The sequence below is a fragment of the Kitasatospora purpeofusca genome (genome assembly GCF_036010405.1).
Classification (GTDB): domain Bacteria; phylum Actinomycetota; class Actinomycetes; order Streptomycetales; family Streptomycetaceae; genus Kitasatospora; species Kitasatospora purpeofusca.
The window spans coordinates 8,194,097-8,217,283 of record NZ_CP108561.1; the positions used below are offsets into that span (position 1 = coordinate 8,194,097).

Genomic DNA, 23,187 nt, shown 5'->3' on the forward strand with positions numbered 1-23,187 from the left:
CAGCAGCCGGTGGCCGGTGGTCCCACGGCTGCCGCGTCGCAGGTCAGGCGCCCCCACCGGGCACTGTCGGAGGCACCGCCTAAGGTGGGAGACCCGTCCCGTGGAGAGGTGCCGCCCGCCGATGTACGCCCTGCACGCGCTCTGGCGAGCCGACGGCCGGCTCGCCGTCTGGGCGGAGGACGCGGCGGTCCACCGGGGCGATGCGTACGAGCCCGGCGACCGGGCCGACCGGGGTGGGACGGCGCACCCGTTCGCGTGTCCGGCCGGGGAGGTGGCGCGGCTGCTGGGGACGGTCGGGCCGGGGCTGGGGTGGCTGGCCGACCAGGCCGTCGAGCGGTGGACGGGGTTGCTGCTGCCCGGTCTCGGCGGGCGGCCGGTGCCGTCGCCCGACCTGCCGGTCGGGGCCGTCTCGCGCGGGGTGGGGCTGAGCCCGTGGCGGGTGCCCGCGCTGCTCTTCGACCGGTCCCAGGCCGCCCAGCTGCTCGGCGCGCTGCACGATCCGCACTGGCCGGGCGCCACCGTCCAGCTGCCGGACGGCACACCGGCCGAGCTGGTGTACGGCGCCTCGGTGCGCTGGCTGGCCGCCGTGCACGATCTGGCCTGGCGGCTGGTCGGGCGGGGGCGGCTGCTGCCGGTGCCGGTCGAGGAGGCGGGGGAGTGGTACGCCCGCTGGCGGCCCGCGCCGGACGCGCCGGCCCGCCGGGAGTCGGCCGCGCTGGTCGCGGGCTGTCCGCCGGTGTGCCGGGCCGAGCACCCGCCGCCGGCCTCCGCCGACGGCACGCCCGACAGGCCCGGCCCGCTCCGCCCGCCCGGCGCGTCCGACCGGACCGCGCCGCCGACCGCCGCCGCGCTGTTCACCGGGGTGCTCGACGCCCTGGTCGACCAGGAGGCCCGGGTCGCCCTGGCCGATCTCGACCCGCCCGCCGAACCGTTCCTCGCCGCCCTGCACTCCCCGGACGGCCGGCTCGGCCAGGCGCCGCCCGCCGGACTGCCCGAACGGCTCGCGGTCTGGCAGACGGCCCGCCCGGCGGACGGGCCGCTGCGGCTCGACTTCCGCCTCACCGAGCCGCTCGGCCACGACGCCGACCCGGACGTCGCCGACCCGGCGATCAACGGCGGCCCGGCGGTCGACGACGGTACGGACCCGGACGCCGCCGACTCCTGGCGCCTCGACCTGCTGGTCTGCGCCGTCGACCGCCCGTCCCTGGTGGTCCCGGCCGCCGCCCTGCGCCCCGGCGCCCGCGACCCGGCCCGGGAGGCCCTGGCCGACGCCGTCCCCGCCGGGGCCGGCGATCCGGCCGAGGCGTTCCACGAGGAGCTCGCCCGCGCCGTCCGGGTCGCCCCGGAGCTGCGCGCCCTGTTCACCGGTACCTTCCCCACCGAGGCCCGGCTCGGCCGGGCCGGCGCCCTGCGCTTCCTGCGCGAGGACGCGCCCGCGCTCACCGCCGCCGGCTTCGGCGTACTGCTGCCCGCGTGGTGGCAGCGCCGCCCCCGGCTCGGTCTGGTCCTGACGGCGGGCGCGCCCGCCGACGGCCCGGCTGCCGTGCGGCGCACCGCGCAGGTCGACCGGGACGCCGTGCTGGCCTTCGAGTGGCGGCTCGCCCTGGGCGACATCACCCTGACCGAGCGGGAGTTGGGCGACCTTGCCGCCGCCCAGCAGGGGCTGGTCCGGCTGCGGGGCCGCTGGGTCGAGGTGGACCAGTCCCAACTCGCCGTCGCGGTGAGGTTCCTGGCCGAGCACGGCACCGGCACCATGGCGCCGGTCGAACTGCTGCGGCTGGCCGTGGACGACGGCGCGGTGGTGGACGGCCTGCCGGTCACCGAGGTGCGGGCGGCCGGGCCGATCGGCGACCTGCTGGCCGGCCGGCCGGGCCCGGCGGACCGGGTCCCGGAGCTGCCCGAGGGCTTCGCCGGCACCCTCCGCCCTTACCAGCGGCGCGGGTTGGCCTGGCTGGACGCGCTCGGCCGGCTCGGCCTCGGCGCCGTCCTGGCCGACGACATGGGCCTCGGCAAGACGGTGCAGACGCTGGCCCTGCTCGCCCTGGAGCGGGAACGCGGGGCCCGCGGCCCGGTGCTGCTGGTCTGCCCGATGTCGCTGGTCGGCAACTGGCGCCGGGAGGCCGCCGTCTTCGCGCCCGGTCTGCGGGTGCACGTCCACCACGGCCCGGACCGCACCGCGCCCGCCCCGGCCGCGCTCGCCCCGGCCGCGCCCGGCACCGGCCTCGACCTCGAAGACTCCGATGGCTCCGCCGACCCCGCCGACCTCCCCGACCTGGTCATCACCACCTACGGCGTGGTCCAGCGGGACGCCGCCGAACTGCGCCGGATCCACTGGCGGCGGATCGTCGCCGACGAGGCGCAGCACATCAAGAACCGTTCGGCCCGGCAGTCCAGGGCGCTGCGCTCGCTGCACTCCGGCCCGCGGATCGCGCTCACCGGCACGCCGGTGGAGAACCGGCTGGCCGATCTGCACGCCGTCCTGGACTTCGCCAATCCCGGGCTGTTCGGCAGCCCGGAGTCGTTCCGGGAGCGGTTCGCCAACCCGGTGGAGCAGGCCGGCAGCGTGGACGCGGCGGCCCGGCTGCGGCGGGTCACCGGCCCGTTCCTGCTGCGCCGCCGCAAGACCGATCCGCAGATCGTCCAGGACCTGCCCGCCAAGCAGGAGTTCACCGTCAGCTGCTCGCTGACCGCCGAGCAGGCCGGGCTCTACCGCGCGGTGGTGACCGATCTGCTGGAGCGGCTGGGCGGGCTGCGCGGGGTGGAGCGCAAGGGCGCGGTGCTGGCGGCGATCGGCCGGCTCAAGCAGGTGTGCAACCACCCGGCCCAGCTGCTGCACGACGGCACGGCGATGGCGGGCCGTTCGGGCAAGGTGGAGCGGCTGGTCGAACTGCTGACGGAGGCGCTGGCCGAGGGGGACCGGGCGCTGGTGTTCACCCAGTACGCCGAGTTCGGCGCGATGCTCCGGCCCTACCTGCGGCGGAAGTTGGGCGAGGAGGTGCTCTACCTGCACGGCGGTGTGCCGCGCGGGCGCCGGGACGACATGGTCGAGCGCTTCCAGTCGCCGGACGGGCCGAGGGTGTTCCTGCTGTCGCTCCGGGCGGGCGGCACCGGGCTCAATCTGACGGCGGCCAACCAGGTGGTGCACCTGGACCGTTGGTGGAATCCGGCGGTCGAGGACCAGGCCACCGACCGCGCGCACCGGATCGGGCAGCGCCGTGACGTGCAGGTGCGGCGGCTGGTCTGCGCGGGCACGGTCGAGGAGCGGATCGACGAACTCCTCACCGCCAAGCGGACCCTGGCCGAGGCGGCGCTCGGCGCCGACGAGCAGTGGCTGGCCGAACTCCCGGCCGAGCGGCTGCGGGAGCTGCTCACCCTGTCCGCCGACTCGATCGGAGCGTGAACCCGGTGACCCCTCCGACCCCTTCGGAACGCCCGCCGGAGTACCGCTCGGGCAGCCGTCCGGACCGCAGCGCCGACCGGCCGCTCGCCGAGCTGCTCGACGTCTACTGGCGCGGCCGGGTGCCGACCCCGGTCGACCCCGAGCGGGCCGGAACGCCCACCGCCCTGGACGAGTTGGGACCCTCCGGCATCACGGTGCGCGGCCGCCCGCTGGAGGCCGGACTGGCCGCCGCCTACCGGCGGTTCACCGGGGCCGGCTGACCCCGGTGGACCGCCGCGCGGAGGCTCAGCCCGCCGTGACCGGGTAGTGGTCGGAGAGGTCGTTGTAGGTGTAGCTGGTGCCCCAGCTGCTCACCGTCCAGGGCGCGCTGTGGAAGCGGACCACCGAGTTGGTGTAGGCGGCCGGGCGCGCGTGGTCGGCGCGGTAGAGGACGTGGTCGAGGTCCTCCTTCGGCTCGCCGGGGTAGCGGTACGCCGCGATCGAGTTGTCCGCGGTGTCGAAGGAGTTGACCCAGCCGTCGCGGGTGGTGGCCGGTGCCACGCCCGCGTTGGCCAGCAGCGACGGGTACTCGCTGCCGTGCGAGTCGATGTTGAGGTCTCCGGCGAGCACGATCGGCTCGGCGGCCGGGATGTTCTTGGCGTCGACGAACGCCTTCATCGCCTTGAGCTGGGCGGCCCGGACGGTGGCCGGCTGGCCGGCCGAGCAGCCGGAGTCGGTGGACTGGAGGTGGGTGCCGATCACGTGGGTGCGCACGCCGTTGACGTTCAGCACGGCGTAGACGAAGCCCTTGTTGGACCACCAGTCCGCCCCGCAGGCGTCCTTGAAGATGTACTGCTCCTTGCGCAGGACCGGCCACTTGCTGAGCAGGGTGACCCCGCCGTCCTCGGGCGTGGCGGAGCTGTAGCTGCCGTAGGTGGCGTCCCAGCCGCCGGTCGAGCGGCCGACCACGGGGGTGTGGTACGGGTACTGCGCCGAGGCCTGGGCCACCAGGGCGTCGGAGGCGGCGTTGTCGAAGGCCTCCTGGAGCACCACGACGTCCTGGCCCTGGAACACGTCGGCGGCCGGGATGGCCTTGGCCCGGTAGTCCTGGCCCCAGTTGGGGTAGAGGTTCTTGCTCATCAGGAAGATGTTGTACGTCAGCACCTTGAGCGGCGCGACCGTCGGCAGCGCGGCGGCGGTGCCCTGCGAAGCGGCGGTGGTGCCGCCCGCCGCGGGGGCGGCGAGGGCGCTCGGCGCGGCGGCGAGCGGGGCGAGCAGGGCGGCGGCAGCGGTGCACACCGCGGCGAGGCGCGCGCCGGGGCGGCGCGTGGAGGGAGTTGGCATGTGCGCAGTGAAGCGAGACCGGGCGGCGCTCGTCCAGACAGTGAACGATAACCATATGAACTCATTGGTAACTTAAAGCTGTCTGGCCAACTCCTTCTCGGACGGAGGAACTTGTCCGGACAACGCGCTCGGCCACCACATGTGCCGGTCCAGGTCGACGGTCAGCGCGGTCACCAGGACGGAGCGCACCACCAGGGTGTCCAGCAGCACGCCGAGGGCCACCGCGAAGCCGATCTCGGCGAAGCCCACCACCGGCAGGGTGCCCAGCACGGCGAAGGTGCTGGCCAGGATCAGGCCGGCCGAGGTGATCACCCCGCCGGTCGCGGCCAGTCCGGCCACCGCCCCCCGCCGGGTGCCCTGCTGCACGGCCTCCTCGCGCACCCGGGTCATCAGGAAGATGTTGTAGTCGATCCCCAGCGCCACCAGGAACACGAAGACGAACAGCGGGAAGGAGTTGTCCTGCCCCTCGAAGTGGAAGACGTGCTCGAAGAAGAACACGCTGATGCCCAGCGCCGCCGCGTAGGAGAGGACGACGGTGGCGATCAGCACCAGCGGCGCGGTGACCGCGCGCAGCAGCAGGGCGAGGATCACCAGGACGACGCCCAGCACCAGCGGGATGATGGTCCGGTTGTCGGAGGTCGCGGCCCGGCCGGCGTCCAGGATCACCGCCGTCGAACCGCCCACCTGGGCGTCGGCGTTCGGCACGGCGTGCACGGCGGTCCGCAGCCGGTCCACGGTGTCCTTGGCGGCCTGGCTGTCCGGCGGGTCGGTGAGGGTCGCCCGGAACAGCGCCCGCCCCTCGTGGAACGTCGGCTCCGTGGTGCTCGCGATCCCGGGCGTGGCCCGGGTCGCCTCGCGGACCGCGCCGCTCTCGGCGGCCGCCGAGACGACGCTCAGCGGCGCGCCGGTGCCGGCCGGGAAGTGCGCCTCCAGGGCCTGCTGGCCGACCACGGAGTCCGGCGTCCCGGTGAAGCTGCCGGCCGTGCTGAGCCCGGTGGCGTTCAGCGAGACCAGCCCGACGCAGCAGGCCGCCAGCGCCAGCGCGGTGCCGACCCACACCTTGCGCGGCCGCCGCGCGATCCACTCGCCGACGTGGGCCCAGCGTCCGGAACGGGTCGGCTCCGGCGTACCGAAGGCGGGCTTCACCGGCCAGAACACCCAGCGCCCGAGGATCACCAGCAGCGCGGGCAGCAGGGTCAGCATCGCGACCAGCGCCACCAGCACGCCGATCGCGCAGACCGGGCCGAGGCCGCTGGTCGAGTTCATCTCCGCGACCAGCAGGCAGAGCATCGAGGCGACCACGGTCGCGGAGGAGGCGAGGATCGCCGGACCGGCCCGGTGCAGGGCGAAGGCCATCGCCTCGTGCCGGTCCCCGTGCCGGCGCAGCTCCTCCCGGTAGCGGGCGGTCAGCAGCAGGGCGTAGTCCGTCCCCGCGCCGAGCACCAGCACGATGAGGATGCCGGCGCTCTGCGCGTTGACGGTCAGTCCGGCGTGGTCGGCCAGCAGGTAGATCACCGCCTGGGCGACCACCAGCGCCCCGGCCGCAGAGAACAGCGGCAGCATCCACAGCACCGGGCTGCGGTAGGTGAGCAGCAGCAGGACGATCACCACGGCGACGGTGGCGGCGAGCAGCGTGGAGTCGATCCCGGCGAAGGCCTCGGCCTGGTCGGCGCCGACTCCGGCCGGTCCGGTGACATGGGTGGTCATGCCGAGGCTGTTCTCGGCGGCGGTGGCGCGCAGGCTGTCGACCGCCGGGCGGAGGTCCTGCCAGCCGCCGGTGCCGATGTCCACCGACACGATGGTCTGCAGCGCCTGGCCGTCGGCGGACTCCACCGGCCCGGTCACCGGGCCGACGACGTGCGGGGCGGAGGCGAACGCCTGGGCGTCCCTGGCCGCCTCGACCTTGTCGGCCGCCGTGATGCCGCCGTCCCGGACGTAGACCACCACCGCCTGGGCGGTGTCCACGGGTTGGAAGGCGCGCTGCTCGTCGAGCACCTGGGTGGACTCGGCGTTGCCGGGCAGCCAGCTGGACGCCTGGTTGTCCTCGACGTCGGTGAGCTTGCCCGCCAGCGGGCCCGCCACCACCAGCAGGACCAGCCACAGGGCCAGTACCACCCACTTGCTGCGGCGTCCGCACGGCAGCTCGGCCAGTCTCCGGGTCGGGCTCATCGGGGGACCACCGTTCTCGGGGCTGCGGCGGCGCGGGTCGGCACCGTGCGTCGGCATCGTCCGCTCCAGCCTGGCACCGGCCCCCCGACCCGGCAGCCCGAGCGGCACCGGCGGGCGGCCGACCGTGTGGCGACCGTGTGTCGACCGGTCCCCGGAGCCGCTGCGGACCCGGGCCCGGTGGGTCGGGTGGGGCGGGTGCGCGCGCACGGTGCGAGGGTGGTCCCGGCGTGCCGTGGTTCTTCCGTCGTTCATACCGCGCTCGCCTCCCGGCGTCGCTGCGTTGGCGGGCCACCGGGACGGTGGTGGCGCCCTGTCAGCGCTTCCCCCCTCACCCCAGGACGGACATCGTGACCGCATCGCGCGCACCGCGTCGGCGCCGCAGCCTCGCCCTCCTCCTCGCCACCGCCCTCGGCCCCGTGCTGGCCACCGGCGTGCTCGGGGCGTCCCCGGCCGCGGCCGCGCCGGCCGACGACATCCGGATCAACGAGGTGGTGACCACCGGATCCGTCAACGACTCGATCGAGCTCGTCAACAAGGGCACCGCCGCCGTCGACATCTCGGGCTGGGTCCTCAAGGACGACAACAACAGCTCCAGCTACAAGGTCGCCGCCGGCACCACCCTCGCCGCCGGCGCGTTCAAGGCCTTCGACGTCCACAACGCCTTCGGCCTCGGCTCCGCGGACAAGGCCCGGCTGTACCTGCCGAACGGCAGCACCCTGGTCGACAGCTTCACCTGGAGCACCCACTCCGCGCCGTCCTGGTCGCGCTGTCCCGACGGCACCGGCGCCTTCGCCCAGGCCCAGCTCACCCTGGGCGCGGCCAACAGCTGCGGCTCCGGCGGCGGTACCCCGGTGGCCTGGCCCGGTAGCAGCGGCATCGCCACCGCCGACGCCTCGAACGTCTTCGGGAGCGACCTCAGCGGCCTCTACCAGGACGGCGGCGTGCTGTGGGGCGCGCAGAACTCCGGCAAGCTCTGGCGCCTGCTCCCCGACGGCTCCGGCGGCTGGACCCCCGACACGGCCTCCGGCTGGAGCAGCGGCAAGACGCTGCGCTTCCCGGGCGGCACCGGCAGCCCCGACAGTGAGGGCGTGACCGCCACCTCCGCCGGGGCGGCGGGCGGCGTCTTCGTCTCCAGCGAGCGCAACGGCGACGCGTCCGGCACCAGCCGGCTGTCCGTGCTGCGCTACGACGTGAGCGGCACCGGCAGCACGCTGACCGCCGGCAAGGAGTGGAACCTCACCGCGAGCCTGCCCGCAGTCGGCTCCAACCTCGGCCTGGAGGGCATCACCTGGGTGCCGGACAGCGCGCTGACCGCCGCCGGGTTCAAGGACGAGTCGACCGGCGCGGCCTACGACCCGGCCGGGTACGCCGCCCACACCGGCGGGGTGTTCTTCGTCGGGGTCGAGGGCACCGGCACCGTGCACGGCTTCGTCCTCCAGGACAGCGGCAGCTTCACCAAGGTCGCCTCGATCAGCACCGGCCTGGCCGGGGTGATGGAGGTCCAGTGGGAGCCGCAGACCTCGCGCCTGTGGGTGGTCTGCGACGACACCTGCAACGGCCAGCACCGCACCCTGAAGGTCAACGCCTCCGGGGTGTTCGCCACCACCGCGGTCTTCAACCGCCCGACCGGCATGCCCAACCTCAACAACGAGGGCTTCGCGATCGCCGGCGCCGCCGAGTGCGTGGGCGGCAGCAAGCCCGTCTACTGGTCCGACGACAGCAACACCGGGGGCCACACCCTCCGCAGGGGCACCGTCACCTGCTGATTCCCGCTCCACCGCGCGCAGCGGCCCCGGGTCGACGGCCCGGGGCCGCTGCCGCGGGAGGCGCGGGCGCTCACACCGGCAGCGCGGAGGCCGCGCGGGAGCGGAGCCGCTTCAGGGCGGTGATGTCGAGGGTGTGACCGGCGCCCTCGCCGCCGTGCTTGCGGTCCGGGGTCTCCACGACCAGGGGGACGCCGGCCGTGGCCGGGTGCTCGAAGAGCTCGCGGAACGGTTCGGCGCCGATCAGGCCGGCGCCGATGTTGGCGTGCCGGTCCTTGCGGGCGCCGACCGCGTCCTCGGAGTCGTTGGCGTGGATCAGCCGCAGCCGGCCCGGCCCGGCGGCCTCGACCAGTGCGTCCAGGGTCGCCCGGACGCCGCCCGGCGCCGCCAGGTCGTGGCCGGCCGCGAAGGCGTGGCAGGTGTCCAGGCAGACCCCGACCTTCGGGTGCCCGTCCAGCGCCTCCATGTACCCGGCGAGGTCCTCCATCCGCGCGCAGAGCGAGCTCCCCTGGCCGGCCGTGGGCTCCAGCAGCAGCCACGGTGCGTCCTCGCCGAGCCCGTCCAGCTCGTCCAGCAGCCGCCGCACGTCCTCGCGGACCTGGGACATCGCCTCGGCCCGCCGCGAGCCGCCGCCCGGGGCCGAGCCGACCGCCGACCCGGTGTGCAGCACCACGCCGAGCGCGCCGATCGCGTGCCCGCGCCGCAGCGAGTGGCGCAGCGAGTCTGCCGAACGCTCCCTGGTCACCGGGTTGTCCGAGCCGAAGTTGATCAGGTACGGCGCGTGCACGTACGCGGGGACCGCCCGTTCCGCGCAGGCCGCGCGGAACTCCGCGTCCTGGGCCGGGTTGCCGGTCGGTGTCGCCCAGCCGCGCGGGTTCGCGACGAACACCTGCACCGTCTCGGCGCCCACCCGCCCGGCGTACGCGAGGCCGGTCCCGGCCAGGCCCCGGCCGGCCACCGGCACATGGGCGCCGATCGGGTTGCGGAGGCCGGCGGCGGTCTCGGCGGCGGTCTCGGCGGCTTCGGCGGTACTGGTGCTCATGGCTCCGAGCATGGCACGCCGACGGCGGCCCGCCGTCGGCCGGGCCGGTGCCCCCGACCGGCCGACGCCCCGTCAGCCCGGCAGCCCAACCCTGGTGGCGGGGCCTGCCGCCCGCCCCTAGCGTCGGTTCGGCCGACACCCACCGGCCGTCACCTCCCGACCACCCCGCGTCATCGTGCCGACGTCCCCGCGAGCGCGCCCCCGCCGTCGGCGCGTCAGAAAGCAGGTCACCACTCATGCCCACGCGACGGGTCCACCACCTCGCCGCGGCCACCGCCGCCGCCACGACCGCCCTGACCACCGTGCTGACCGCCGTCGGCGCCGCACCCGCCCGCGCCGCCGGCGACCTGCACCTGGTCCGGCCCGGCGAATCGATTCAGCAGGCCGTCGACGCGGCACTGCCCGGCGACACCGTGCAGCTGCTGCCCGGCGAGTACCGGGGCAGCGTCCGGATCACCACGCCCGGCCTGACCCTGCGCGGCGCGGGCCGGGACAGCGTGCTGCTGCCCGCCGACGCATCCGCCCCCGTGCCCGCCGACGGGGCCGCCGTCTGCGCGGCCGCCGGCCACGGCCTCTGCGTGGCCGGCACCGACGACCGGTCGCTCGACGGGGTCACCGTCGAGGCGCTCGCCGTCACCGGCTTCCGCAAGAACGGCATCAGCGCCTCCGGCACCACCGGGCTGACCGTGCGCGCCACCTTCGTGCACGACAACGGCCAGCAGGGCATCAGCCAGGAGAAGTCGACCCGGGGCGTGATCACCGCCAACGAGTCCACCCGCAACGGCCAGTCCGGTGTCTTCCTGGCCAACTCGGTCGACAGCGAGGGCGGTGCCCTCTCCGCGGACGGCACCCTGGTCAGCGCCAACCTGCTGACCGACAACCGGGTCGGCGTCACCGTCCGGCGGCTGCGCGACCTGAACGTCGAGCGGAATCGGATCCGCGGCAACTGCGGCGGGGTGTTCGTCGTCGGCGACGAGGGCGTGCCCCGGGCCGGCGCACTCACCGTCACCCGCAACCAGGTCGTCGCCAACAACCGCTACTGCCCGCCGAACCCCCGGCTCGACCACATCCAGGGCGCCGGGATCGTGCTCACCGGGGCCGAGGAGACCTCGGTGACGGAGAACGAGGTCCGCGACAACGTCGGCGCCTCGCCGTTCTCCGGCGGCATCGTGCTCGTCCACAGCGTGGTCGGGGTGGCGAACGCCCGCAACACCGTCGCCGACAACCTCGTGCTCGGCAACGGGCCGGCCGACCTCGCCGACCGCGACACCGGCACCGACAACTCCTTCGCCCGCAACCAGTGCGCGGTCTCCGAGCCGGCCGGCCACTGCTGACCGGCTCCCGGGCCCGCGCGCCCAGGACGCGTCCTCGAACCCACGCCCCCCGCCCCCCGCAGAAAGCAGAGACCCGGCCCCATGACCACCGCACCCGCCACCACCCCGCAGGCAGCCATGCGCTTGCGGGAGCTCGTCTTCGGCGCCGCCTGCGCCGCCGCCGTCCGCGCGGCCGCCCGGCTCGGTGTCGCCGACGCGCTCGGCGACACCCCCACCCCCGTCTCCGACCTCGCCGCCGAGCTCGGCACCGAGCCCCGCCAGCTGCGCCGCCTGCTGCGCGCCCTCACCTGCTACGGCATCTTCGAGGAGCTCGACGACGACCGCTTCACCCACACCGACATGTCCCGGCTGCTGCGCGAGGACGCGCCGAACAGCCTCCGCTACATCACCCTGTGGTGCACCGAGCCGTGGACGTGGGAGGCCTGGCCGAAGCTGGACGAGGCGGTGCGCTCCGGCCGCAACGTCTTCCCCGAGCTGTTCGGCAAGGAGTTCTTCGACTACCTGCACAGCGACGGCGGCGAGTCCGCCAAGGTCTTCGACAGGGCGATGACCACCTCCAGCCGGCAGTCCGCCGCCGACTTCGCGGCCTACCTCGACCTCACCGGGATCGACTCGGTGGTCGACATCGGCGGCGGCCAGGGCCATGTCCTCGCCAGCCTGCTGGAGAAGCACCCGGCGCTGCACGGCACCCTGCTGGACCTGCCCAAGGTGGTCGCGGGCGCCGACGCCCGGCTGCGCGAGGGCGGCGCGTTCGCCGACCGGGCCCGGCTGGTCCCCGGTGACTGCCGGGAGGCGATCCCGGTCGTCGCGGACCTCTACATCATCAAGAACATCCTGGAGTGGGACGACGCGAGCACCCGCCGGACGCTGGCGAACGTGGTCGCTGCGGCCCGCCCGGGCGCCCGGGTCGTGGTGGTCGAGAACCTCGTCGACGACAGTCCCTCGATGCGCTTCACCACCGCCATGGACCTCCTGCTGATGCTCAACGTCGGCGGTGCCAAGCACTCCGAGGCGAGCATGGTCCGGCTGATGACGGAGGCCGGGCTGGAGGTCCGGGAGGTGTGCCCGGTCAACCCGTACCTGCACGCCTTCGAGGCCGTGGTGCGCGGCTGACCCGGTCCGCCGGCACGACACGGCCGCCGGTCCCCTTCCGAGGGGGGACCGGCGGCCGCGTCGTGCGTGACTCGTGGAGCGGGGTTCAGGCCTTGCGGCTGGACTCCAGGTGCGCGAAGACCACCACGTTGTCCAGGTAGTCGCGGCGCTTCTTGTCGTAGGTGCCGCCGCAGGTGATCAGCCGGAGCTGGGCGTCGGGCGTCTTCCCGTAGACCTTCTGGTCGGGGAAGGCGTCCTTGGCGAAGGTCTCGACGGCGTCCACCGAGAACACCGCGACCGTGCCGTCCGCCCGCCGGACCTCCACCTTGTTGCCCGGCAGCATCAGGCTGAGCAGCAGGAACACGGCCGGGCCCTTGGTGGTGTCGACGTGTCCGGCGACCACGGCGGCACCGCGCTCGCCGGGGGTGACGCCGTCGCGGTACCAGCCGACCAGGTTCTTGTCGTCCGGCGGCGGGGCGTTGAGCTGGCCGGCGGGGCTCAGGGTGAGCTCGGTGAAGGGGGCGTCCACGTTGAGCTGCGGGATCCGCAGCCCGGTCGGCTTGGAGCGCTTCAGCGGCGCCGCCGCCTTGACCGGTGCGGCGGGTGCGGCCCCGGCGGCCCCCGCGGGTGCGCCGGGGGCCGGGGCGGCGGGGTCGGTGGCCGCCCCCGTGGCCGGTCCCGGAGCGGCGGACGCGGCAGCGGCCGGGGGTGCGGCCGCGGCGGCCGCCGCGTCGTCCGCCGGGACGCTGTCCACCGAGTTGTAGATCAGCAGCAGACCGACCGCGGCCGCGCCCATCCCCGCGCGCAGCAGCCGGGACGTACCCGGGATCAGACCGGCCATCGTCGCTCGTACTCCTCTCGGCGGCCCGGGCTCGGGGTGCCGCGGGCCGGACACGGCGGAGCGCCGCCCCGCACGCCCCCGTCGTGACCGGCGCGCGGGGCGCGGGCCACGACAGGGGGGCGGCGGGAACGGCGCGCGGTCAGATGGCGGCGTCGGCGGTGCGGCGGCCGCGGCGCAGGGCGAGCGCGCCCGCCCCGAGGCCGCCGAGCAGCAGGACCGCGCCGGAGGCGAGGCCGCCGCCGGAGAGCGCGAGCCCGCCGCCACCGGTGTGCACGCCGCCGTGCGGGGTCTTCTCCTCGCCCTTGCTCTCGTAGCTCTTGCCCTCGGATCCCTTGCTCTCCGAGCCCTTGCCCTCGGAGCCCTTGCTCTCCTCGGTGGCGGAGGAGCCCTTCTGCTTCTCGTCCCAGGTCTTCTGGCCGTCGGGGGAGGCGGCCTTGTCCTGCTTCTCCTGCCAGGTGAGGTTCTTGCCCTGGTCGGCGGCCCCGTCGGCGTAGGCGAGCGGGGCACCGACGGTGAGGACGGCGGCGACGGCTGCTCCGGCGAGCAGGGTGCGTGCAGAACGCATGATGATGATCCTTCCGGCGCGGTACCGCGATCGCCGACACATCATCGGGCGGGGGACTCGCGGAGTGGGCGCCTGATTCACCGTCAACCACCCTGGCGCCCGCTGCCACCGGAGGGCGGCAGCCCCGGCCCGGCGGGTGACCCCTTCGAGTGGAGTCCCGGGCGTGTTCACCCGAGTGCCCTGGGCGATCCGGGTGAGGTGTGTGTACGAGCGGCGGGACTGGCGCCCGGGCGCGCGGGCAGACTCGGCACATGGTCGAGATCTCGAAGGACGTCCGTGAGCGGGTCGAGGCGGGGCACATCTGGTACGTCGGCACGGTCAACGCCGACGGTTCGCCGCATGTGAGCCCGATGTGGGTGGGGATGGAGGGGGACCTGCTGCTGTTCAACACCTCCGTGGGGCGGGTCAAGGAGCGCAATCTGCGGCGGGACCCGCGGGTCTGCCTCTCGCTCGCCGACCCCGGGGACCCGTACGACCGGGTGCAGATCCGGGGGCGGGCGGTGCGGTTCGTGGAGGGCGAGGAGGCCGTCCGGAACATGGACCGGCTGGCGCACACGTACCTCGGCGTGGAGCGGTACGGCTGGGGCATCCCGGGGGAGCGGCGGGTGGTGGTGCTGGTCGAGCCGACCAGGATCAGCCGGGTGGTGGGCGTCGAGCCGCTGCCGCCGGGCGCCCCCGGGAGCGACCCGGCCGGTCTCGGCTGAGCCGTCCGCCCGGTCCGCCCGGTCCGCCTTGCCGGAGCGGCCGTTCCCCGAGGTGGCGGCGCCGAGGTGGCGGCCCCGGGGAACCGTTCGGTCGGGGCCGCGTCTATCTTGAGGGGCCACGGACACGAGAGGGGCGCACATGGGCACGGCCGGTCGGAAGGTGGCCGCCGCGGCGGCGACGGGCGCGCTGCTGGCGGCATTGGCCGCCTGCGGTTCCGGGAGCTCGACGAGCTCCGAGAACGCGGCGAAGGGCACGGCGGGCGCGTCGGCGAGCCCCGGGACGACGGCCGACGCGGCCGCCGGAGGCACCGGCGCGCCCTCGGCGGCGGCCGGGACCGGGACCGCGACGCCGTCGGGCGACGCGGCCGGCGGCGGTGCGGCGGCCGGCGGTACCCCGGCGGCCGGTACGGCCGGTGCGGGCGCGGCCACGCCGGGGGCGGCGGCGGGCGGCTCGTCCGGCGGCGCGGCGGGTACGGCGGGTACCGGTTCCGGTGCCGCCGGGGCGACGACCGGGGCCGCGACCACGGGCGGGGCCGGTGGGGCCGGACAGCCGGCCACCGGGCCCGACTCGGACACCGCCCTGCTCGACTCCGCGCTGCTCGCCCTGCTGCTGCCCGACCAGAAGGCGATGACCGGCTGGGAGGAGGAGAAGCGGCGGGTCGACACCGCCGACCACGCCACCACCTGCACGGCCGCCGCGCCCTGCAAGGGCAAGCCGCTGAGCGGCAGCGCGAGGTTCGCCTCCGGCGAGGTGGTCGTGCGCTTCGGCGTCGACACCCTGCCCGGCCGGGCGCAGGCCCAGGACCGGTACAAGGAGGCGTACGGCGCCTACGCCGACGCCACCAAGTACGGCCCGGCCGACATCGGCCTGCTGGGGACGGAGAGCCGCGCGTACCAGGGCCAGCTGGCGGGCCGGGACGGCGTGGCGATCGTGCTGCGCGCCGGCACGGTGGTCGCCACCGTGACCACCGAGGGCGGTCCGGTGGACCAGGCGGGCACCCGGCGGCTGGCCGCGATGCTGGTCACCCGGATCGAGCAGGCCCAGGCGGGCCGCACCCCGGACGCCGTCCTCGGCTAGCGCCCGCCCCTCGGCAGGCCCCGCGGCCCCCGGACCGACCCCTTGAGTTCCAGGGGCGGTCCGGGGGCCGCGCGCGTGTGCCGATATCACGGCCGCACCACCGCCAGGTGACAGAAAGTCAGCACTCCCTGCGTTCCGGCCAAGTTGAGTGCGGCCGTCCGCTGGCTGAAATCCACGGTCCGAATAGCGGACACCCGAGTGGACATCCCGAACGGGAAGACCGGTCGGCGCGACACCGCTGGTCGTGCCCGCGGGTGGCCGTTCCGGCCCCTGGCGGCCGGATAAGAGGCAGGTGAGGGAAGGCTGAGCGAGCGGCGGTATCCGGTCGATTCGGGCGGGGGCCGGAATCCGGCCAGCCGGTTGCCCTGTAGCGAATCGGTAACCGAGGGTCGTACTGATGAACGAAACGCCTCACCTGCCCAGTACCGGTCCGTCGGCCCGCCGCGACTTCCGCCTCCTGCTCTCGGGGGCCGTCGCGGCGCAGGCGGGAAGTCAGGTCACCCTGGTCGCACTGCCCCTGGTGGCAGTGGTGGAACTCGATGCCACGCCCTTCCAGGTCGGCCTGCTGACCGCCGCCGAGACCGCCGCCTTCCTCCTGGTCGGCCTGCCCGCCGGCGCCTGGCTGGACCGGATGCGCAAGCTTCCCGTCCTGGTCCGCGCCGACGTGCTGCGCTGCCTCGCCGTCGGCTCTGTCCCGGTGGCCGCCGCGCTCGACGTGCTCGGCCTGCTCCAGCTCTACCTGGTGGCCCTGGTCACCGGGGTGGCGACGGTCTTCTTCGACGTCGCCCACCAGTCCTTCCTGCCGGTGCTGCTGCCGCGCGACCGCCTGGTGGCGGGGAACGGGGCGATCGAGACGGTGCGCTCCTCGGCGCAGATCGCCGGACCCGGCCTGGGCGGGGGGCTGGTCCAACTGCTCGGCGCCCCGCTGGCGATCGTCGCCGACGCGTTCGGCTTCCTCGCCTCGGCGGCCCTGCTCTCCCGGATCCGGGCCGAGGAGCGGCTGCCCGAGCCCGAGCCCGGGCGTTCGCTGCGCGCCGAGGTCGCCGAGGGCCTGCGGTTCGTGCTGGGTCACCCGCTGCTGCGGGTGATCGCCGCCACCACCGCGGCGTCCAACCTGTTCAGCGCGGTGCTGATGGCCGTGCAGACCGTCTTCTGGGTACGGGTGCTGGACCTCTCGCCGGCCGCGATCGGGGTACTGCTCTCGGTCTCGGCGGTCGGCGGGCTCGCCGGTGCGCTGTGCGCGGGCCGGCTTGCCGCACGGATCGGGCAGGCCCGGCTGATCTGGCTCGCCCCGCTGGTCACCGGCCCGTTCGCGCTGCTCTGGCCGCTCGCGGACGGCGCCGCCGGGGCGGTGCTGTTCGCCGTCGGCGGGGTGGCGGTGCTGTTCGGCGCCGTGGTCTACAACGTCGCCCAGGTGAGCTTCCGGCAGGGCCTCTGCCCGCCCCGGCTGCTCGGCCGGATGAACGCCACCATGCGGTTCCTGGTCTGGGGCACCCTGCCGCTCGGCGCCCTGCTCGGCGGCGCCGTCGCGGAGCAGGCCGGTCCGCGCACCGCGCTCTGGCTCTGCGCGGCGGGCTTTCTGGTGGTGCCGGTGCCGCTGCTGTTCTCGCCGCTGCGCGGGATGCGGGACCTGCCGTCCGCGCCGCCGGAGGACGGGGCCGCGGACGACGGCCCGACGGCGGACGCGCCGCCCGACGCGGACGGGGACCCGGCCGCCGAAGGTGTCGCCGGGCGCGACGCCGCCGACGCCGGAAGGGCCCGCTGAGCGCGCCGCCCGACCGGGCCCGGAACCACTCCGATCCACCGACGCCCCGACCTGAAAGCGGAGACCCTCCCGTGCACTCCAGCATCACGGCCGCCTACCTCACCCGCTACCGGTCCCTCGCCTCCGCCGCCGGGACCGGCCCCGACCCGGCGCCGCTGCTCCCGCTCACCGGCGCCCAGCGCCGCTTCCTGATCACCCGGCACCGGGACCGGCTGGCCCGGACGGACATCGTCCCGCTGTTCTTCGCCTTCCCCCGCGGCACCGTCGACCTGCCCCGGCTGCGCCGCGCAGCGTTGCGACTGGCCCACCAGCACCCGGCGCTGTGCGGCGAGTTCACGGTGCTGCGCGGTACGCCGGTGCTGCGGCTCGGCGAGCCCTCCGTCGAGGTGGTCCGGGTGCCGGTGGACCCGTCCGGTCCCGGAGCCGGCACCGCCGACGAGGCCGCCGGGGCCGCGCTGCCGGACGGGCCGGCCCGGGCCGCGCTGCTGCGGGCGCTGCTGGACTGGCCGACCGACGGACCGGCGCTGCGGCTGCTGCTGGCGGCCGGACCGCAGGACGAGGAGGAACTGCTCGCCGTCGCCCTGGACCACGCCGCCTGCGACGAGCAGTCGCTCGGCCTGGTCACCGAGGGGCTCGGCGCCGCCTACGCCGACCCCGACGGCGGCGAGCACGCCCCCGGCGCGGGGCAGGCCGAGGCCGTCGATACCTACCGCGCCGCGGTGGAGGGCCAGTTGGACGCCGAGGCGCGGGCCGCGAGCGAGGCCGCCCAGCGCCACTGGGCCGCCCGGCTCGGCGCTCTCGCCGACGCCCCGGAGGGGACCGGTCCGGACGGGGCGGCCCGGTCGACCGGTATGGCCGTGGACCGGCTGCCCGCCGTGACCGGCGCCGCCCGGAGCGGTGTCTTCCCGGCCCTGCTGGACGCCGTGGCCGCCGCCGCGCACCGGCTCGACGGCGGCGACCGGGTGCTCGCGCTCGGCTACCCGTGGGGCGGTCGGCCCGCCGACACCGCGCCCGTGCTCGGCTGCTTCCTCAACACCCTGGTCCACCCCGCGCCGCCCGGCCCGCCCCGCCCGCTCGACGCGCTCGGCGCCGAGTGGTGGGACGACCTCGACCACGCGGACACCCCGTACGACGAGGTGGTGCGGGCGGCCCGCTCCGCCGGGGCGAGCTGGTCCGGCGCGCTCGACGGACTGCTCACCTTCGAGGACCTGCACCGCCGGCCGCCGCTGGTGCTGGGCGGGACCGCCGGGCGCGAGGTCCATCTCGCGGGCCGTCCGCTCGCCGCGCCGATCGCGGTCTCCGCCTCCCATGGCGAGGACCTCCTGGTCCGGCTGGCCTGGGACCGCGAGCGCTACTCGGACACCGCAGCGGAGGCGGCCTTCGCGGCGCTGCTCGCGACCCTGCGCCACCACCTCGGCGCCGGGGCCTGACCCACCGGGCCGTTCCTGCCCCGGACCGCCGCACTCGCCGACTGCCGCACCTGCCGGTCGGCCGGTCCGGCGCGACCACCCCCGACTGACCCCGACCACACTCGACTGACCCCGACCACCCCGCCGGGCCCGCCACCGACCCCCGGCGGGTCCCGGCCCCGGGGCAGGCCCCACAGTGCCCGCCCCGAGCTGTCGAACCGAATCAACAACCCGACACCACCTGGGAGTTGCCCATGTTCGCACTCTCCTCTTCGCAGGAGATCGTCTGGCTGCACGAGCAGATGCAGCCCGGCAGTCGCGCCTACAACTTCACCGCCGCCCTCGATCTCTGGGGGCCGCTCGACACCGACGCGCTCCGGGCCGGCCTCACCGCCGTGCTCGCCCACCACCCCGGCCTGCGGCTGGAACTGGTCACCCGCACCGAGGGGTTGCCGCTCCAGCGGGTCGGCGCCCGGACCGAGCCGCGGCTGCGCACCAGCGACCTCAGCACCGGGGCCGACCCCGAAGCGGCGTTCCGGACCCTGCTGGCCGCCGAGGCCGAGGAGCCGCTGGACACCACCGACGCCCCGCTGCTGCGCTGGCACCTGGTCCGGATCGGCGACGACCACCACCGGCTGATCCACGTCGAGCACCATCTCATCCACGACGGCCACTCGTTCGCGATCCTGCTGCGCGACCTCTTCACCGTCTACCGCGCCCACGTCCTCGGCGAGTCCGACGCCGTGACCCTGCCCGCCGCGCCCTCCTACGAGGAGCACGTGCACGCCGCCGAAGCCGTCCGGGAGGCGGGCCGCGAGCGCGGACTCGCCTTCTGGAAGCAGGAGTTGGCGGATGCCCCGCTCGACCTCGCGCTGCCGGGCCTGGCCCGCCCCGGTGCGGGCCGCCGCCACCGCGGCGGCCAGCTGCGCCAGTCGATCGGCGCCGACCTCGCCGAGCGGCTGCGCGAGCGGGCCAAGGCCGACGGCCACACCCCGTTCTCCACCCTGCTCACCCTCTTCGCCGAACTGCTGCGCCGGCACAGCGGCCACCGGGAACTGATGGTCGGCACCGCCGTCGGCAACCGGCCGCCCGGCTTCGAGGGCACCGTCGGGATGTTCGTCAACACCGTGCCGCTGCGCCTGCGGCTGGACCCGGCCGCGCCGGGCACCGAGGCGGTGGACGACGTGACCGATGTGCTGTTCCGCGCGCTGCCCCACCAGGACGTGCCGGTCCAGGAGTTGACCCGCGCGCTCGGCCGGCACACCAGCGGCGCCGACAACCCGCTGTTCAGCGTGATGTTCAGCGCGCACGACGCGCCGCTGCCCGATGTGCAGGCCCCCGGCCTGGAGGTCTCGCTCTACGAGGGCTTCAACACCGGCACCACCCGCTTCGACCTCGACCTCGTCCTGCTGCCCGACGACCGCCGGGTGGTCGGCGAGAAGCACGGCGCGGCCGGGATGACCCTGGTCTGGGACTACGACGCCGACCTGTTCGGCGAGAAGATCGCCACCCTGCTCTCCGAGCGGCTGCTCGACCTGCTGCGCGGCTACCTCGACGGCCCGGACGCCCTGCTCGCCGACCTCGCGACGACGCCCGCCACGGCCGGCGTCACGACCGGCGCCGTCGCGGACGCCGGTGCCGACGCGCTGCCCGAGCCGGCCGGCCTCGACCCGGCCGCCGTCCACGACCCCACCGCGCTCGCCCTGCTCGCCGGTTCCGAGCGGCTGAGCTACGGCGACCTCGACCGCCGGGTCGGCGAGCTGGTCGAGCGCCTGCGCGCCGCGGGGGTGACCCCCGGGCAGCCGGTCGCCACCGTGCTGCCGCGCGGCGTCGACAGCGTCGTCGCCCTGCTCGCCTGCCTGCGCCTCGGCGCGGTGTACGCCCCGCTCTCCGCCGAGGACCCGCAGGCCAGGCTGGCCCTGCTGCTGGAACGGCTCGCCCCGGCCCTGGTGCTGGCCAGCCGGCAGAGCGCCCTCGCCCTGCCCGCCGACACCGTCCCGGCCCTGCTGGACGGCCCGGCCTTCCCGGAGGCCCGCCCGGCCGCCGTGCTCGACGGCGCCGCCTATGTGATCCACACCTCCGGCTCCACCGGTGTGCCCAAGCCGGTCCTGGTCGGCCGCACCGCGCTGGCCCGGTACCTGACCGCCGTGACCGCCCGTTACGGCCTGGGCCCGACCGACCGGGTGCTGCTGTTCGCCCGGCCGTCCTTCGACGTGGCACTGGAGGAGGTGCTGCCCTCGCTGGTGGCCGGCGCCGCCCTGGTGCTGCCGCAGCGCGAGGTCCCGACCGGGCCCGAGCTGGTCGCCGTCCTGGCCGCCCGCGGTGTCACCGTCGCCAACCTGCCGACCAGCTACGCGCTCGCCGTCCGCGAGGACCTGCGCGAGGCGCTGGCGGACGGCCGCTGGGCGCCGCGCCTGCTCGTGCTCGGCGGCGAACGGCTGCCGGCCCGCGCCCTGCGAGGGCTGACCGAGGGCACCGCCGTCACCGTCCTCAACGCCTACGGCGTCACCGAGGCCACCGTCACCTCCACCGTGCACGAGCTCACCGCGGCCGAGCTGGCCCCGGCCGCCGCCGGTACGGCAGCCGACGGGACCGAAGGGACCGACGACAGCGCCGAGATCCCGCTCGGCACCGAACTCCCCGGCGTCCGGATGTACGTCCTGGACACCGGCGGCCAGCCGCTGCCGCCCGGCGCCGTCGGCGAACTCGCCGTCGGGGGAGCGGCCCTGGCCGACGGCTACCTCGGCCTGCCGGACGTCACCGGGGCCCGCTTCCCGGCCGTCCCGGCCCTCGGCGGCGAGCGCGTCTACCGCACCGGCGACCGCGGCTACCGCGACCTCGACGGACAGCTGCGCTTCCTCGGCCGCCAGGACAACCAGGTCAAGCTGCGCGGCTTCCGGATCGAGCTGGAGGAGATCGAGGCCGCCGCCTCCGCCGAACTCGGCGGCCGCTCCTGCGCCGTCCTGCTGCACCGGGACGACAGCGCCGGACCGCGCCTGCTCGGCTTCCTCGACGGCGGCCCGCAGCCCGACCAGGCCGCCCTGCACGCGGCCCTGGCCCGCCGGCTGCCCGCCGGACTGGTCCCGGCGAGCTGGACCGCGCTCGACGCCATGCCGCTGCTGCCCGGCGGCAAGCCGGACCGGACGGCCCTCGCCCGGCTGGCCGCCGAGGCACCCGTGGGCGCCCCGCCCGAGGCGGCCCCGTCGGCCTTCACCGACCCCGCCCAGCAGATGATCGCCGAAGCCTGGCGGGAGGTGCTCGGCCACGACCGGTTCGCCCCGGACTCGCACTTCTTCGAGGTCGGCGGCCACTCGCTGCTCGCCGCCCGGCTCGCCGCCTGGCTGGAGCCGCGCCTCGGCAACCGGCCCCCGCTGCGCACCCTCTTCCAGCACCCCGTCCTGGCCGACCAGGCCCGCGCCCTCACCGGAGCCCAGCAGTGACCCTCACCGCCCCCGGCCCCACCGCCGCCGCCCGCCCCGCCACCGGCACCGGCCTCTCCGCGCCGTCCGCCGTCCTGGAGGCCGAGCACCGCGAACTCGTGGCCGCCTTCGAGAGTTTCGTGCGCCGCGAACTCGAACCGCTCGCCGCCGAGTTGGCGGAGTCCGCCGAACAGCCGCCGGTCGACCTGCGGACCTATGTCCGCAAGCGCTCCGCCGCCCTCGGCTTCTACGCCGGCGACTACCCGGAGGAACTCGGCGGCTCCGGCATGCCGTTCACCGCCGTGGTGCTGCTCCACCACGCCGCCGGGCGCAGCGGCTGCCCGCTCGCCCCCTACGCGCTGGCCGGCTCCGACGGGCCCAGCCCGCTGCTGCGGCACGGCACCCCCGAGCAGATCGAGCGCCACCTGCTCCCGCTGGTCCGCGGCGAGCGCACCCGCTGCCTCGCGCTCACCGAACCGCAGGCCGGTTCCGACGCGTTCCGGCTCACCACCACCGCCGTCCGCGACGGCGACGGCTGGCTGCTGAACGGCCGCAAGACCTTCGTCAGCAACGCCGACCGCGCCGACCTCGCGCTCGTGGTCGCCGCCACCGACCTCGGCGACGGCGCCGGGCCGACCGCCGGCGCCACCGCCTTCGTCCTCCCGATGGACCACCCGGGGCTGCGCATCGGCCAGCGCTACGAGGGCATGTCCGGGGAGCCGCTGTTCGAGCTGGTGCTCGACCGGCTGCACGCCCCGGCGGCCTCGGTGATCGGCGGCGAGGACGGCATCGGCGCCGCCACCGGGCTCGCCATGGACAGCCTCTCCCGGGGCCGGCTGGTGGTCGCCGCGATGTGCGACGGCATCGCCGAGTACGCGCTGCGGCTCGGCGTCGAGTACGCCCGCGAGCGGCAGGCCTTCGGGCAGCCGATCGGCGACTACCAGCACATCCAGGACCACCTGGTGCGCACCCGCGCCGAGGTCGAGGCCGCCAAGCTGCTCACCCTCGCCTGTGCCCGGCTCGTCGACGAGGGCACCGAGGCGCCCGAGAACGCCGCGCTCGCCAAGCTGACCTCCTCCGAGACCGCCGTCCGGGCCGTCGACCGCGCGCTCCAGGTGCACGGCGCCACGGGCTGGGTGCGGGGCCACCCGCTGGAGTACCTCTACCGCTACGTCCGGATGACCACCATCATCGAAGGGACCTCCGAGGTCCAGAAGGTGATCGTGGCCCGGGCCATGGGCCTGGGCTGACCCGTACCGACCATCCATCGACGTCCGGAGGAC

The 23,187-nt window shown here is 75.7% G+C and carries 16 protein-coding genes; 11 read left to right on the forward strand and 5 right to left on the reverse strand.

From position 1 onward, the window contains the following. Positions 1-121 precede the first annotated feature (121 nt). The gene (locus OG715_RS35755) at positions 122-3,400 is read left to right on the forward strand and encodes a DEAD/DEAH box helicase (RefSeq protein WP_266273128.1); all 3,279 of its coding nucleotides are present in this window, start codon (positions 122-124) and stop codon (positions 3,398-3,400) included. A 5-nt stretch (positions 3,401-3,405) separates the two neighbouring features. Then, positions 3,406-3,660 (forward strand): hypothetical protein, encoded by a 255-nt coding sequence (locus OG715_RS35760; protein ID WP_266273127.1) that lies wholly within the window; start codon positions 3,406-3,408, stop codon positions 3,658-3,660. Positions 3,661-3,685: 25 nt separating this feature from the next. Here OG715_RS35760 and sph read toward each other — a convergent pair whose 3' ends face one another. Then, on the reverse strand, positions 3,686-4,723 hold the full coding sequence (gene sph, locus OG715_RS35765) for a sphingomyelin phosphodiesterase (protein WP_266273126.1): 1,038 nt from the start codon (positions 4,721-4,723) through the stop codon (positions 3,686-3,688). 72 nt (positions 4,724-4,795) lie between these two features. Beyond that, the gene (locus OG715_RS35770) at positions 4,796-6,892 is read right to left on the reverse strand and encodes an MMPL family transporter (protein WP_266274579.1); all 2,097 of its coding nucleotides are present in this window, start codon (positions 6,890-6,892) and stop codon (positions 4,796-4,798) included. 347 nt (positions 6,893-7,239) lie between these two features. Between OG715_RS35770 and OG715_RS35775 the strand changes: the two genes are divergently transcribed. Beyond that, positions 7,240-8,658, forward strand: a complete 1,419-nt coding sequence (locus tag OG715_RS35775) for a lamin tail domain-containing protein (RefSeq protein WP_266273125.1) — start codon at positions 7,240-7,242, stop codon at positions 8,656-8,658. A gap of 70 nt (positions 8,659-8,728) precedes the next feature. Here the strand turns inward: OG715_RS35775 and OG715_RS35780 are convergent, their stop codons facing one another. Further along, positions 8,729-9,697, reverse strand: a complete 969-nt coding sequence (locus OG715_RS35780; protein WP_266273124.1) for a deoxyribonuclease IV — start codon at positions 9,695-9,697, stop codon at positions 8,729-8,731. Positions 9,698-9,933: 236 nt separating this feature from the next. Here OG715_RS35780 and OG715_RS35785 point away from each other — a divergent pair, with 236 nt between their 5' ends. Both OG715_RS35785 and OG715_RS35790 read left to right on the forward strand, forming a co-directional pair. After that, the gene (locus OG715_RS35785) at positions 9,934-11,031 is read left to right on the forward strand and encodes a right-handed parallel beta-helix repeat-containing protein (protein WP_266273123.1); all 1,098 of its coding nucleotides are present in this window, start codon (positions 9,934-9,936) and stop codon (positions 11,029-11,031) included. A gap of 81 nt (positions 11,032-11,112) precedes the next feature. After that, positions 11,113-12,144, forward strand: coding sequence for a methyltransferase (locus OG715_RS35790; protein WP_266273122.1), 1,032 nt, complete (start codon positions 11,113-11,115; stop codon positions 12,142-12,144). Between the two features lie 85 nt (positions 12,145-12,229). On the opposite strand, the gene OG715_RS35795 is transcribed toward OG715_RS35790, so the two are convergent. Together OG715_RS35795 and OG715_RS35800 are read right to left on the reverse strand one after the other, a co-directional pair. After that, entirely contained in the window at positions 12,230-12,964 is a 735-nt protein-coding gene (locus OG715_RS35795; RefSeq protein WP_266273121.1) for a class F sortase, read from the reverse strand. Positions 12,965-13,103: 139 nt separating this feature from the next. Next, positions 13,104-13,529 (reverse strand): hypothetical protein, encoded by a 426-nt coding sequence (locus OG715_RS35800; RefSeq protein WP_266273120.1) that lies wholly within the window; start codon positions 13,527-13,529, stop codon positions 13,104-13,106. Between the two features lie 251 nt (positions 13,530-13,780). Between OG715_RS35800 and OG715_RS35805 the strand changes: the two genes are divergently transcribed. The 6 genes from OG715_RS35805 to OG715_RS35830 all read left to right on the forward strand — a co-directional run bounded on the left by OG715_RS35805 (position 13,781) and on the right by OG715_RS35830 (position 23,154). Further along, positions 13,781-14,233, forward strand: coding sequence for a PPOX class F420-dependent oxidoreductase (locus tag OG715_RS35805; RefSeq protein ID WP_266273119.1), 453 nt, complete (start codon positions 13,781-13,783; stop codon positions 14,231-14,233). Between the two features lie 139 nt (positions 14,234-14,372). Next, the gene (locus OG715_RS35810) at positions 14,373-15,311 is read left to right on the forward strand and encodes a hypothetical protein (RefSeq protein ID WP_266273117.1); all 939 of its coding nucleotides are present in this window, start codon (positions 14,373-14,375) and stop codon (positions 15,309-15,311) included. Positions 15,312-15,708: 397 nt separating this feature from the next. Further along, positions 15,709-17,076 (forward strand): MFS transporter, encoded by a 1,368-nt coding sequence (locus OG715_RS35815; protein ID WP_266273115.1) that lies wholly within the window; start codon positions 15,709-15,711, stop codon positions 17,074-17,076. A gap of 71 nt (positions 17,077-17,147) precedes the next feature. After that, a complete protein-coding gene (locus OG715_RS35820) occupies positions 17,148-18,506 on the forward strand; it encodes a non-ribosomal peptide synthetase (RefSeq protein ID WP_266273114.1) in 1,359 nt (452 codons plus the stop codon). Between the two features lie 233 nt (positions 18,507-18,739). After that, on the forward strand, positions 18,740-21,925 hold the full coding sequence (locus OG715_RS35825) for a non-ribosomal peptide synthetase (protein WP_266273112.1): 3,186 nt from the start codon (positions 18,740-18,742) through the stop codon (positions 21,923-21,925). Beyond that, a complete protein-coding gene (locus tag OG715_RS35830) occupies positions 21,922-23,154 on the forward strand; it encodes an acyl-CoA dehydrogenase family protein (RefSeq protein ID WP_266273111.1) in 1,233 nt (410 codons plus the stop codon). Before OG715_RS35825 ends, OG715_RS35830 begins: the two co-directional genes overlap by 4 nt. Positions 23,155-23,187: the final 33 nt, after the last annotated feature.